Origin of the sequence: Paenibacillus athensensis, assembly GCF_004514475.2 — a bacterium.
In the GTDB taxonomy this organism is placed as follows: Bacteria; Bacillota; Bacilli; order Paenibacillales; family NBRC-103111; genus Paenibacillus_AL; species Paenibacillus_AL athensensis.
Map to the genome: position 1 here is coordinate 631,563 of NZ_MYFO02000001.1, position 12,159 is coordinate 643,721.

Here is a 12,159-nt window from a genome sequence, read left to right on the forward strand (position 1 = left end):
CCCCAGCGAATGCCCGGGGGGCTAGCTCTAACTTATACTTCCATAATTTCTTTTTCTTTTGCGGCAAGTACCTTTTCCACTTCGGCAATAAATTTATCGGTAAACTTCTGGATATCGTCTTGATGACGACGGGACTCGTCCTCCGAGATGCCCGACTTTTCCAGCTTTTTGATTTCATCATTAGCGTCGCGACGAATGTTGCGGATCGCTACTTTGGCCTCTTCGCCAAATTTTTTGGTCGTCTTGACCAACTCGACGCGGCGTTCCTCGGTCAAAGCCGGGATGACGATGCGGATGACCGTACCGTCGTTGGTCGGCGTCAAGCCGAGATCGGATTTCATGATCGCTTTTTCAATCGCGCCCATTGAGCTTTTGTCCCACGGCTGGATCAGCAGTGTTCGCGAATCCGGCGTGTTCAGATTGGCTAATTGGTTCACCGGCGTCATTGCGCCGTAATATTCCACTTGTATGCGGTCCAGCAGCGCAGGCGTCGCCCGGCCGGCGCGCAGCGTGGACAAGTCGCGCTTCAATGCGCCAATCGCTTTCTCCATGCGGTCTTCGGCGTTCTTTTTAACGGATTGCGGCATGAATTACACACTCCCTCTTACAGTCGTCCCGATTTTCTCGCCAAGAACTACGCGCTTGATATTCCCCTTCTCCGTAATCGAAAACACCACCAACGGAATGTTGTTATCCATGCAAAGGGAAGAAGCGGTGGAGTCCATGACGCCCAGATTGTTGCTGATGACATCCAGATACGTTAAGCTTTCGTATTTGACGGCATTCGGGTCCTTGAACGGGTCCGCCGAATACACGCCGTCAACTTTATTTTTGGCCATCAAAATGACTTCGGCTTCGATTTCCGCTGCGCGCAGCGCGGCTGTTGTATCCGTGGAGAAATACGGATTCCCGGTGCCTGCGGCGAAAATGACCACGCGGCCTTTTTCTAAATGGCGAATCGCTCTGCGGCGTATGTACGGCTCGGCCACCTGCTGCATCGTAATCGACGACTGCACGCGCGTCGGCACGCCAATCGTTTCCAATGCGTCCTGTAGTGCCAGTGAATTCATCACCGTTGCCAGCATGCCCATATAGTCGGCTGTCGCCCGATCGATGCCTTTGGCGCTGCCGGCGATGCCTCTCCAAATGTTGCCGCCGCCAACGACGACTGCCACCTCGACCTTCAAGTCGACGACATCCTTCACCTGATTGGCAATCGACGTAATGACCTCCGAATCGATGCCGTAGCCCAATTGCCCAGACAACGCTTCGCCGCTCAATTTCAAAATGACTCTTTTATAATATGGCTGCTGCTCCAACTTGTACAAACCTCCGTTTCCCTGACCGCTCCCTTGCCGTCTTGCGGCTAAAAAAGAAGGAACACGATGTGTTCCATTCTTCTGTCTAGCCTATGATTAAAGTTTTACTTGAGACATCACTTCTTCAGCGAAGTTTTCTTGTTTCTTCTCAAGTCCTTCGCCGAGCGCGAAACGCACGAAACGACGGATCGAAATGTTTTCGCCAATTGTGGCGATTTTTTCGTTGAGCAGCTGCTCAATCGTTTTGTCAGGGTCTTTCACGAAAGGCTGCTCCATCAAGCAGTACTCTTCGTAGTATTTGCCGATCCGGCCTTCGACCATCTTGTCGACGATTTTTTCCGGTTTGCCTTCGTTCAGCGCTTGGTTGCGCAAAATTTCTTTTTCTTTCTCCAACGCTTCTGCAGGAACTTCGTCGCGGCGAACGTAGGATGGGCTTGCTGCAGCGATATGCATCGCGATGTCGCGGCAGAACGATTTGAATTGATCGGTTTTGCCTACGAAGTCGGTTTCACAGTTGATCTCAACCAGAACGCCAACTTTACCGCCGGCATGGATGTACGATTCTACAGCGCCTTCTGTAGCGATGCGGCCTGCTTTGTTAGCGGCAGCAGCCAAACCTTTCTCGCGGAGCAGCTCGCCTGCTTTCGCGATATCACCGTTTGCTTCCTCCAGCGCTTTTTTGCAATCCAACATACCAGCGCCTGTTTTTTCGCGCAATTCTTTGACTTGTGCTGCTGTAACTGCCATTTTGAAAAAACCTCCCGTATTGGAATTTAATTGTCCCTACTCTTTAAAAAAAGGGTGGTGACAGGCTGTTACACCTTCCAACCACCCTTCTCCATGCACACATGTTAAGCTGTCGTTTGTTCGCCTTGATGCGCTTCGATAACAGCATCAGCGATTTTGGCAGTCAGCAATTTCACTGCGCGAATCGCGTCGTCGTTGCCCGGAATCACATAGTCGATTTCGTCCGGATCGCAGTTCGTATCAACGATACCTACGATTGGGATACCCAGCTTGCGAGCTTCCGCTACAGCGATGCGCTCTTTGCGAGGATCGATCACGAACAGGGCGCTAGGCAGGCCTCTCATGCCCTTGATGCCGCCGAGGAATTTCTCCAGACGGTCTTTTTCTTTGCGGAGAATGATAACTTCTTTTTTAGGTAGCACTTCGAACGTGCCGTCTTCTTCCCATTTCTCCAGCTGTTTCAAACGGTCGATCCGTTTTTGGATCGTTTGAAAGTTGGTCAGCGTGCCGCCGAGCCAACGTTGGTTGATATAGTACATACCGCAACGTTCCGCTTCTTCCGCAACGGAATCCTGCGCTTGTTTTTTCGTACCTACAAAAAGAATCGTGCCATTTTCTTCTGCAACGGATTTAACAAAGTTGTAAGCTTCCTCAACTTTTTTCACCGTTTTTTGCAGGTCGATAATGTAAATGCCGTTTCTTTCTGTGAAGATGTATTTGTCCATTTTCGGGTTCCAACGGCGCGTTTGATGACCGAAGTGTACCCCAGCTTCCAGAAGCTGTTTCATGGAAATGACTGCCATCTCCAATTCCTCCTCTATACGTGGTTTTGTGTTTTCCGCCGCCTGTCGCATCTTTGCACAACACTTGCGCTACGCAAGCACCATTATGCAAATTGACTGGCGTGTGTTTTTAACACCGAGAATAAATATACCATAACTCACATACGTATGCAACACCTTGACGAACATGCTTGCATCGCGGCTTTCGCGCTATTTGCGCAGCCTCGCTGAAATGAAAAACAGGCCATCTTGATCGAAGAGGGCCTGCTCTTATTGCCGCGTAATCAAATTGTCAATGACCGTCTGTACGTCCGGTGCCCCTTCAAAGACGTGATAGCCCACCTGAATTTTGCTGGTCGCTCCCTGCTTGCGCAGCTCATCCTCAAACGCATTGCGATCAACGATAATGCCGGCCCGGTACAGCAACTCGGATACGCTGGTTGCGGTCAAATCCGGCTGCACATAGACGATCGTACGCTTGACCGGCTCTTGAGCGGTCGGCGTCGCTGCGGCTTGCTTGTCCTTCTCTGCCTGCAGCAGCTTATCCAGATCGGCTTGCGTATACACTTTCTCGTCCTTCTCAAATACCTGAAAGTATTTGGCCGCTTGTTCCTTCAGCTTCTGCGGATCCAGTTCGTCGAGCGGCGCGGAGCTGGACGTCGGCTGCTGCGGCGCAGGGCTTTGCGCCACGGTCATGACCTGCAGCAGCAGGGCGCCACTAATAATTCCGGCGCCAAGGCCCATGACGTAAGCTCTGTTCTTAAACACGCGAGCGTTCCTCCTGTCTGGCCAACTGAAGGATCAGATTGACCTCGCCCTTGTTCATCCCCAGCTTTTTGGCGATGATTTCCACGCCTTTGCCTTGTTCATGCAAGCGGAACAGCTCGGCGTACCTCGTCTTCATGCCCGACGCAAATGATTCGGGCTGCGGCTGCACTTCTGCCGCCGACTCGGGGCGAACCTCCTCCGGCTGAACCGCGGGCGACGGCGCGGCAGCTGCAACGGCCTGCAGCTTGACCGGCAAATCCTCTGCCTTGGGCAGTCCCGTCTGTACAGCGGGAGCCTGCAGACTGATCTGCTGGCGGATCTGCATATTCTGCAACTCGTGCGAAAGCTCCGACTTCTGTTTCTCCAGCGATTCCAGTCGGCCGGCCAGCTTGGCCAGCTCTACCTCGTAATCGCTTTTGGTGCGAGAAAACAAATCGAGAATCGCCTGATTTTGCTCGTCCATCTCTGCGGCAAAATGCTCGATCGTCTCTTCGATCTCCTGCACGACATTCGTTTTGGCCACTTCGGCCTGAGCCTTGGGCAAAAACCGTGCATAGACGAGGAACACGAGACCGAGCAGCACCACGTACATCCAGGGATGCATCGTCATACGGCTTCACCTATTTTCATTACAACGACAAGTCGATATGATGCCCCTTGTAAGGGTGGTCGGGGGCCTGCGCCGTTGCTGTCCGCGCGCCTGACTCCTCAGCCCGCCCCTTGCGCGGCTTGCCGTTGTTTCTTTGATCTTGTTTGGGCTTGTCGTCGCTGCGTATGCCGGAAGCGCCGCTTTGCTCAACCTTGGCGCTGCGCCGGCTTTCGCGCTCCGTCTCCTGCACGGCCTGGTTCTCCAGCAACGCTTCATCCTGACGCATTTTTTGCGCCAGCTGATTTTGACGCAAGCCCGCTTCATCGTTTTTGTGCAAAGCGAACTGCAAATCAACCGATTTCATACTCATGGGGAACATCCCCTTCCATCGATTTCGTTTTACACGTATGCAGACATCGCGATATCGCCTTCACTCAAATAAAATGTCATGCGGCTCGTTTGATCCTTGATAAATTTCGTATAGCGGCCGATGACGATTTTGGCTCCTCCATAGATGGCGGAGATCACTTCGACCTTCGCCCGCTCGGTTTCTTCCAGCGATTTCTCAATTTCCAGAATACGGTCCTTGATGGCGCTTTGCTCCTCGAAGGTTTGCTTGCGGGTATGATTTAGCTTGATGCGCATGGCGACCTTGTCGGCCCCGAGCTGTCCGATGGCGGCCAGCTGATCAAGCAGCGCCAGCGCCTTGTCGGTTTTCTCCAGGTTCTCCATATTCAGCTTGAGCTGACCTCTCAGCTGAATCATCTCGTTGCGCAGCTCCGGCGCGACGCCAACTTCAATCGATGTGGTCGTCGCCATTGCGTTGCCGATCGTCCGGGCCGTCACCCGCTCACCTGCCTGCACCGTACCTCCCACAATCAACCCCTTCGTCCCTTTGCAGTTGACGGCGCGGCCTGCGCGAATTGTGGAGTGCATGATGCTTTGCGAAACCGTAATTTCTTCCCCCGCTTCTACCACCGCATCTTGAATAAACGAGCTTTTCACGTTTTTTCCCGCTTTGACATGCGCTTTATTTTGCCCGACAATGCCTGCGCTAATCTCAATCGAGCCTTCAGCTTCCAGTTCCGCCGCTTCGACGCCGCCGGTCACGCGGATATCGCCGGATGCGCGAATCTTAAAGCCGGGCAGCACGTTGCCGCGCACGACGACTGTGCCGATAAAATCGATGTTGCCGATATTGTAATCGACATTGCCGTTAATTTCATAGACCGGAAACACGTTGACCTTGTCGCGGTCCGTTTTGACGACCATTCCGTCCATTGCGGCATACATCGCCATCTGCTCCGGATCGGTAATGACGTTTTTGCCTATTTTAAAGCGGGCTTCCTTACCGGATTTGGCATACAGCACTTCACCGGTAACGGCGCGGCCCGGCGTACCTTCTGTCGCTAGGAATCGCTGACCGATCAGTTGGCCTTTTTTCACATTGTTCAAAGAAATGACTTCTTTATAGTTCACGGTGCCGTCTTCCAGCTCGAGCGGCTTTTTCGTATCATTCTCCAAATCGTAGACATAACGGATATAGCCGTTTTGGCCATCAATGGGCCTCGTGCCTGTGGCTATAACAATCTTTTGGTAAAAATAGGGCTTTGGATCTGCCGCAATCAGCGCCAGCTGCGCCGTATCGACGCCATGCACGATCTGATTGGCTCGCAGCAAGTCTTCCAACTGATCGAAACGCACGGTGAAGGATTCATCGGCATTGCTGATCAGCAAAAACGCCGTCAGCTTGTCGTCAGATAAGGAAATCGTGATGTAATAATCCAAAGGCATGCTCCGTTCATTCATTGGACATACCACCTTTCGCGACCCATAACTTTAAGTATCTTGAAACAACTGCACTTTAAAACGGCCCAGCACGCCCTTTAAGCGGAGAATGGCCTTGGAATGCAATTGGGAAATACGGGAAGGGGATAAATTCATCACTTCCGCAATCTCGCTCAGGGAAAGCTCTTCGTAATAAAACAGGGAAACGACGGTGCGCTCTTTTTCGGTCAGTCGTTCAATCGCTTTGGCCAAGGATTCCTTCAGAAAAAACTCATTGACCTTGTATTCAGGATTTTTCGCTTTTTCGTCGACGAGCAAGGAAAGCCGGGTTTCTGAATCCTCCTCGCGGATCGGGTCGTCAATCGAACAGATGGTCGTAATCGCGATATCCTGGAGCATATGCTGAAAATCCTGCTCGCTGACCTGCAAATATTCGCTGATCTCCGCATCCGTCACCGAACGTAAATAATGCTGCTCGAGCTTCTGGTAAGCGTCCTCAATCTTCTTCGCTTTTTCGCGAACAGAGCGCGGCACCCAATCCCCTTGGCGAAGACCGTCGATAATCGCGCCGCGAATGCGCCATGATGCATACGTTTCGAACTGCAGACCGCGTGCGTAATCGAACTTCTCGACAGCGTCAATCAAACCCATTACGCCGTAGCTGCTCAGATCGTCCCTAGAGACTGTCTTAGGCAGCCCGATAGCCAAACGGCCGGATACATAGTCGACCAGTGGCAAATACGCTTCGATCAAAGCCTGCTTGGCCGGCAACCAAGCCTGCTCCTTCCACTGCTTCCAGAGCTCGAGATGGGCCAATTGAGATTGCTTTTGTTCGATCATGGCTTACGTTTCACCATCCTTAATCTTCTGACAGACGCCTTAATGCACCAGCGAGTTGTTCGGGGTCCAGGTTGTTCTTGGTGACCAATTTGGGCGGATTCAGCGGTGAAAACTGGGTTTCGCCGGTGCCGGCTTGCGGGTCTTCCTGACCCGGCATCTGCTTGAGCATCTGGCGTGTAGCTTCATCATCTTCGGGCGTCGCCAAGTCAAGCTGTCCGCCCACATGCGGTGCCGCTCCGTCGTCGGCTTTATCCGGATTGGCAGCGGCCCGGTCCATACCGGCCACAGCACCCATCACCCATCTAAACCCGAACGTCAGGACGAACACGATGGCAAAGCTGTAAAAGCTTTTCAAGCATGTCGTCAAAAATAAATTGTTTCCTACGGAAAGCGCAAACGTAAACAGTCCGGCCAGGGCGGCAACGATCCCATTTATTCGCAAGGTTCCTATCATGGTTTATAATTCCTTGACTCCTTGTTGTACGCTGCGGATCGACAGCACCCCTGTTTCGCAATCGAATTCGATGGTGCGGCCGAAATTGGCGCCTGTATCCTCAGCTTTAACTGGAATATTGTATTTTTTCAGCATTTCCTTACAGGATTCTACATTTCTAGGTCCTATCCTCATCGTATCATGATTTCCCGCAAATGCAAACATCTGAGCGCCGCCGGCCAGCTTCGCTTCCAAGCGGCTGACGTGTGCGCCAAGCTTCTCCATTCGGCTGATCAGCTCCGGTATGGCCGTGTCTGCATACTTGGCGATATTCAGCGAGCCTTCCCGGGCGATTTCCGAGGAGGGCAGCATGACATGAGCCATCCCGGCGACTTTCACGCGGCTGTCGTACAGGGTGACGCCTACGCAAGAGCCGAGTCCTGTTGTCTTTAGAACGCCGGTCATATGAGCGACATTCAGATCAGCCATCCCGACCTTGATCAGGTTGTCTTGAATCATGGAGCCTCTACTCCCAGGGCTGTGAAAATTTTACCAAACGATTCCGGATCGGGGATAAGGAAAAAATGCCCCTGTACTTCATTTTCCCCTTCCAAAAACTTCGTATCGATCAACAGCGCCTGATCGCCCATTTCTCCGAACTGCAGCAAGCCGAAGCTGAGAATCGCGCCGGCCATGTCAATGGCCAGCGACGGCACGGTCGGCGACATGTTCAGGCGGGTAAAATCGGCCAGCGAAGACAGATAAGAGCCGGCCAAGATGTTGCCGATTTCATTGAGCGCCGAAAGCTCAAGCTCGGAATACGCCTCGTCGTGCGCGATCTCCAGGCCCACCAGATTGTGCAGCATGTTTTTCGCCGACTCCAGATGCAGGATGAAAAACATATTGCCGGGCGCATCGCCCTCCACTCGCAGGAAAATCGCCAATACGACCGTTTCGGCGCCGCCGACGCTTTCGCAAATTTCTTCAAACGGCATCATCCGCACCTTGGGCACGAGCATATCGATCGGCTTATCCAAAAGCGTGGACAGCGCGGTAGCTGCATGCCCCGCGCCGATGTTGCCTACTTCCTTGAGGACGTCCATCTGGAAGTCTTCGAGATTTTTGAACACGTCCACGATTCTAGTCCTCGATTCTTTCCAATTGTTGGATCTCGTGCTTTTCAAGCACCTGCTCCAGATTCAGCAGCACGAGCAGCCGATCGTCGCCGATCCGGGCAATGCCGTCGAGATATTTGGCTTTGATGCCGCCGACGATTTCCGGCGGGTTGTCGATGTTATCGGTATCCAGATCAATAACGTCGTTGGCCGAATCGACGATCAAGCCGACCTCGTATTCGCCTTGCGACACAATGATCATCCGCGTAGCGTCTGTATATTCCGCTTGGCTGAGGCCAAAGCGCGCGCGCAGATCGATGATGGGAATGACCACGCCTCGGAGGTTGATCACGCCTTTAATGAAATCTGCGGCTTTGGGCACGCGGGTCAAAGGTTGCATTCTTTCAATCGTTCTGACTTTCTCCACTTCAACGCCGTACTCTTCCGTTCCCAGCGCGAACACGATTACCTTTTTTTCTTCTCCCATCGTAAATACCTCCTGGTAATGGAATGATTACTTGATCAATGCGTTCGGATCGATAATCAAGGCCACTTGACCGTCCCCGAGAATCGTCGCGCCGGAAATCGCGAACATGCCGGTTAAATATTTGCCCAGCGACTTCAAGACAATCTCCTGCTGACCGATAAACTCGTCGACCATGAGAGCAACTTGCTTGTCGCCTTTGCGTACGACGACAATTTCCGTCTCTTCCTCATTGTCTTCGTTGTAATCGGGAATGTCGAACAAGTGGCTCAACGAGACGAGCGGAATAACCGATTTGCGGTAATCGATCATTTTGTTGCCGTGAATATTGCGGATTTGGCTGCGCTGGATAGCCGCCGTTTCCACAATGGACGAGAGCGGAATCGCATACTTCTCGCTGCCCAGCTTCACCAGCATAGCCGAAATGATCGACAGCGTCAGCGGGAGCTGAACCGAAAATTTACTGCCCTGGCCCAGCTTGGAGTCGACCTGGACGTGTCCGCCGAGCATTTGAATTTTCGTTTTGACGACATCCAGCCCGACGCCGCGGCCCGAGATATCCGAAATTTTATCCGCTGTGCTGAAGCCCGATTCGAACAGCAGCTGGTATACCTCGTTATCGCTCAGCTTGGCTGCTTGCTCCGGTGTAACCAGATTATTCTTGAGCGCTGTCTTGAGCACCTTCTCGCGGTTGATGCCTCGGCCGTCCTCTTCGATTTCGATAAAGACGTGGTTGCCGCTGTGAAAGGCGCGCAGATGAATCGTGCCCGTTTCGCTTTTACCTGCAGCAATCCGGTCGGTAATCGGCTCAATGCCGTGGTCGACCGCATTACGCAGCAGATGGACGAGCGGATCGCCAATTTCGTCGATGACGGTGCGGTCAAGCTCGGTTTCCGCGCCGGTAATGATCAAGTCGACCTTCTTGTCGAGCGACTTCGCCAAATCGCGAATCATCCGCGGGAAGCGGTTGAATACCGAGTCCACCGGCACCATGCGCAGCTTCAAGACGATATTTTGCAAATCGCTGCTGACGCGCGACATATGCTCGACCGTTTCCGTCAGCTCACTGCGTTTGACCTCGCTGGCCAGCTGCTCGAGTCTGACGCGGTCGATCAGCAGCTCGCTGAACAGGTTCATCAACGCATCAAGACGCTCGATGTCGACGCGAATCGTCCGGTTGGCCACCGGAGCTCCACCGCCGGCAGCCGGACGGGCCGGAGCTGCGGCCTCCGCTTTCGGCGCCGCAACCGGAGCCGGAGCTGCAGGAGCCGCCGGGGCAATCTCCTTGGAAGCGGAAGCGGCTTCCGCTTCGGCCTTCGAGCGGGTCATTTCCTCCAGCGAGGCTTTGTCTACAGCCATGATCAGCGGAGGCTGAATCTCGGATACGCTGGCAATTAGCTTATCGAGCGATTCCTGATCGATCCGGGAGATGTAATAGACCGAAAACGAGCGATCGAATTTCTCCTGCTCGATTTCTTGAACCGAAGGCGTCGATTTGACGATTTCTCCGTTCTGGTACAGCTGATCGAAAACCATATAGGCGCGCGCCGCTTTCAGCACGCAATCCTCGCGAACCGTAACCTCAATATAAAAGACGTGAAAACCGGAATCGATCGACTGCTGCAAAATCGAATATTGGAACTCGTCAACCTCAATGCCCTTGACGGATTCTTTTTTCGCCGCTGCCGGAGCAGCGCCTGCACCTGCGGCGGGCTTCTCGTAATCGCCCGTCACAATCGAACGCAGCGCAGCGACAATTTGCGACACATCCGCTTTGCCGGTGCCCCCCTGGATGATGTCTTCGACCATCGATTCGAGCGAATCGAGACTTTTGAACACGCAATCAAAAATAAACGGATTCATCGCCAGCTTGCTGTTGCGCACCAAATCAAGCACGTTTTCCATTTCATGCGTAAGCGCGGCAATATCTTCAAAACCCATCGTGGCGGACATGCCTTTCAAGGTGTGCGCCGAACGAAAAATATTGGCAACGATAGCAATATCCTGCGGATTGCTTTCCAGGCTCAGCAGGTTCTCATTCATCGCCTGCAAATGCTCTTTGGATTCGTCGATAAACATGGATAAATATTGATTCAGTTCCAAATCCATACACCTCCATAGGGGTCGTTATGTAACCTGCTTATCACGGTTGTTCTCAAGGTAATACAGCCTGCACCAGCTTAGGCGTAATGTCCTGCTGCGGAAGAATATGCATCGCGGCTTTCAGCTCGACAGCCGAACGCGGCATTCCGTACACGACGCACGTATCTTCCGATTCCGCAATCGTCGTCACCGCGCCCGCTTCCTTCAGCGCGAGCATCCCTCTGGCTCCATCGCTGCCCATACCGGTCATCAGAACGATATGCCTTTTCAATTCGTTAAAAGCAAGCAGGGATTCAAACATGACATCCACGGAGGGGCGGTGTCCGGAACGGGGATCTTCCTTGTTCAGCCGAATCCGGTACGTTCTCGACGAATCACGGTAAACGGTCATGTGCCAGCCGCCCGGAGCTACATAAGCCTTGGCGGTTTGCAGCACGTCGCCCTCCTGCGCTTCAACCACCTGAATCTGTGAAATATCGTTCAGCCGCTGCGCCAGCGATTTCGTGAAATTCGGCGGCATATGCTGCACGATCAGAATCGGTGCGGGAAAGCCCTGGGGAACCTGCGAGATCACTTGATGCAGCGCCTTGGGCCCCCCCGTAGAGGTGCCGATGGCTACCAGATGCTCGAAATGAGTGGCTCCCTCCGGCCGCGGTCCCGCTTTTGCGTCCGGCGGCTTCATCGCAGCGGCGCCGGGCAACGGCGCTCGCGGCTTTAGGGGAGGTCTCGGCGTCGCTGCCGGTAGTGACGCCCGCAGCTTGGATTTCACGGCAATCCCCAGCTTCTCGTGCAGCAGCAGCTTCACTTTATACAAATCGAGCGAAATCGAACCCGACGGCTTGCGAATAAAATCAATGGCTCCCAGCTCCAGCGCGCGAATCGTCTCCAGCGCCCCTTCTTGCGTCAACGAGCTCAGCATGACGACCGGCGTCGGCTGCTCGGCCATGATGCGCTGGAGCGCGTCCAAGCCGTTCATTTCCGGCATTTCAACGTCCATAGTCACAGCGTCCGGCCGCAGCAGTTTGACTTGTTCGACGGCTTCTCTGCCGTTCTTGGCCGTTCCGACAATGCGAAATTGCGGATCTTCCGAGATCAGATCGCTAATAATTTTGCGCATAAAGACGGAGTCGTCGACTACGAGTATGTTATATGACGCCATGCTGTTTCCCTCCCTTTATGTGCAGAATAGCG

The 12,159-nt window shown here is 53.3% G+C and carries 15 protein-coding genes; all 15 read right to left on the reverse strand.

All coding sequences use genetic code 11. From position 1 onward, the window contains the following. Positions 1 to 32: 32 nt before the first annotated feature. The 15 genes from frr to B5M42_RS02945 all read right to left on the reverse strand — a co-directional run bounded on the left by frr (position 33) and on the right by B5M42_RS02945 (position 12,127). Positions 33 to 587: a ribosome recycling factor gene (frr, locus tag B5M42_RS02875; RefSeq protein ID WP_134748479.1), complete on the reverse strand. Its 555-nt coding sequence runs from the start codon at positions 585 to 587 to the stop codon at positions 33 to 35. Positions 588 to 590: 3 nt separating this feature from the next. After that, the gene (pyrH, locus tag B5M42_RS02880; protein ID WP_134748477.1) at positions 591 to 1,319 is read right to left on the reverse strand and encodes a UMP kinase; all 729 of its coding nucleotides are present in this window, start codon (positions 1,317 to 1,319) and stop codon (positions 591 to 593) included. Between the two features lie 96 nt (positions 1,320 to 1,415). Further along, entirely contained in the window at positions 1,416 to 2,066 is a 651-nt protein-coding gene (gene tsf / locus B5M42_RS02885; RefSeq protein WP_134748475.1) for a translation elongation factor Ts, read from the reverse strand. A 104-nt stretch (positions 2,067 to 2,170) separates the two neighbouring features. After that, complete coding sequence (gene rpsB, locus B5M42_RS02890) at positions 2,171 to 2,869, reverse strand: 30S ribosomal protein S2 (RefSeq protein WP_134748473.1); 699 nt, start codon at positions 2,867 to 2,869, stop codon at positions 2,171 to 2,173. 249 nt (positions 2,870 to 3,118) lie between these two features. Next, positions 3,119 to 3,616, reverse strand: a complete 498-nt coding sequence (locus B5M42_RS02895; protein WP_134748471.1) for an MltG/YceG/YrrL family protein — start codon at positions 3,614 to 3,616, stop codon at positions 3,119 to 3,121. After that, complete coding sequence (locus tag B5M42_RS02900; RefSeq protein ID WP_134748469.1) at positions 3,609 to 4,226, reverse strand: DUF6115 domain-containing protein; 618 nt, start codon at positions 4,224 to 4,226, stop codon at positions 3,609 to 3,611. Before B5M42_RS02900 ends, B5M42_RS02895 begins: the two co-directional genes overlap by 8 nt. A gap of 19 nt (positions 4,227 to 4,245) precedes the next feature. Then, positions 4,246 to 4,575, reverse strand: a complete 330-nt coding sequence (locus B5M42_RS02905; protein ID WP_134748467.1) for a hypothetical protein — start codon at positions 4,573 to 4,575, stop codon at positions 4,246 to 4,248. A gap of 29 nt (positions 4,576 to 4,604) precedes the next feature. Further along, positions 4,605 to 6,014 carry a DUF342 domain-containing protein gene (locus B5M42_RS02910; RefSeq protein WP_134748465.1) on the reverse strand — a complete coding sequence of 470 codons (1,410 nt, stop codon included), beginning with the start codon at positions 6,012 to 6,014 and terminating at the stop codon, positions 4,605 to 4,607. A 30-nt stretch (positions 6,015 to 6,044) separates the two neighbouring features. Continuing rightward, entirely contained in the window at positions 6,045 to 6,833 is a 789-nt protein-coding gene (locus B5M42_RS02915; protein WP_134748463.1) for a FliA/WhiG family RNA polymerase sigma factor, read from the reverse strand. A 19-nt stretch (positions 6,834 to 6,852) separates the two neighbouring features. Next, entirely contained in the window at positions 6,853 to 7,287 is a 435-nt protein-coding gene (locus tag B5M42_RS02920; RefSeq protein WP_134748461.1) for a hypothetical protein, read from the reverse strand. Positions 7,288 to 7,290: 3 nt separating this feature from the next. Then, positions 7,291 to 7,785, reverse strand: coding sequence for a chemotaxis protein CheD (locus tag B5M42_RS02925; RefSeq protein WP_134748459.1), 495 nt, complete (start codon positions 7,783 to 7,785; stop codon positions 7,291 to 7,293). Continuing rightward, positions 7,782 to 8,369 carry a chemotaxis protein CheC gene (locus B5M42_RS02930; protein WP_268999062.1) on the reverse strand — a complete coding sequence of 196 codons (588 nt, stop codon included), beginning with the start codon at positions 8,367 to 8,369 and terminating at the stop codon, positions 7,782 to 7,784. Before B5M42_RS02930 ends, B5M42_RS02925 begins: the two co-directional genes overlap by 4 nt. A gap of 37 nt (positions 8,370 to 8,406) precedes the next feature. Beyond that, positions 8,407 to 8,868 (reverse strand): chemotaxis protein CheW, encoded by a 462-nt coding sequence (locus tag B5M42_RS02935; RefSeq protein ID WP_134748455.1) that lies wholly within the window; start codon positions 8,866 to 8,868, stop codon positions 8,407 to 8,409. Positions 8,869 to 8,895: 27 nt separating this feature from the next. After that, positions 8,896 to 10,968, reverse strand: a complete 2,073-nt coding sequence (locus B5M42_RS02940; protein ID WP_134748453.1) for a chemotaxis protein CheA — start codon at positions 10,966 to 10,968, stop codon at positions 8,896 to 8,898. 52 nt (positions 10,969 to 11,020) lie between these two features. Continuing rightward, positions 11,021 to 12,127 (reverse strand): protein-glutamate methylesterase/protein-glutamine glutaminase, encoded by a 1,107-nt coding sequence (locus B5M42_RS02945; protein WP_134748451.1) that lies wholly within the window; start codon positions 12,125 to 12,127, stop codon positions 11,021 to 11,023. Positions 12,128 to 12,159 lie beyond the last annotated feature (32 nt).

Excerpts from the sequence above, each read along its gene's own strand:
- frr (WP_134748479.1), bottom strand. The coding sequence starts at position 587 with ATGCCGCAATCCGTTAAAAAGAACGCCGAAGACCGCATGGAGAAAGCG.
- tsf (WP_134748475.1), bottom strand. The coding sequence starts at position 2,066 with ATGGCAGTTACAGCAGCACAAGTCAAAGAATTGCGCGAAAAAACAGGC.
- rpsB (WP_134748473.1), bottom strand. The coding sequence starts at position 2,869 with ATGGCAGTCATTTCCATGAAACAGCTTCTGGAAGCTGGGGTACACTTC.
- B5M42_RS02900 (WP_134748469.1), bottom strand. The coding sequence starts at position 4,226 with ATGACGATGCATCCCTGGATGTACGTGGTGCTGCTCGGTCTCGTGTTC.
- B5M42_RS02905 (WP_134748467.1), bottom strand. The coding sequence starts at position 4,575 with ATGAGTATGAAATCGGTTGATTTGCAGTTCGCTTTGCACAAAAACGAT.
- B5M42_RS02910 (WP_134748465.1), bottom strand. The coding sequence starts at position 6,014 with ATGAATGAACGGAGCATGCCTTTGGATTATTACATCACGATTTCCTTA.
- B5M42_RS02915 (WP_134748463.1), bottom strand. The coding sequence starts at position 6,833 with ATGATCGAACAAAAGCAATCTCAATTGGCCCATCTCGAGCTCTGGAAG.
- B5M42_RS02920 (WP_134748461.1), bottom strand. The coding sequence starts at position 7,287 with ATGATAGGAACCTTGCGAATAAATGGGATCGTTGCCGCCCTGGCCGGA.
- B5M42_RS02925 (WP_134748459.1), bottom strand. The coding sequence starts at position 7,785 with ATGATTCAAGACAACCTGATCAAGGTCGGGATGGCTGATCTGAATGTC.
- B5M42_RS02930 (WP_268999062.1), bottom strand. The coding sequence starts at position 8,369 with ATGGACGTCCTCAAGGAAGTAGGCAACATCGGCGCGGGGCATGCAGCT.
- B5M42_RS02935 (WP_134748455.1), bottom strand. The coding sequence starts at position 8,868 with ATGGGAGAAGAAAAAAAGGTAATCGTGTTCGCGCTGGGAACGGAAGAG.
- B5M42_RS02945 (WP_134748451.1), bottom strand. The coding sequence starts at position 12,127 with ATGGCGTCATATAACATACTCGTAGTCGACGACTCCGTCTTTATGCGC.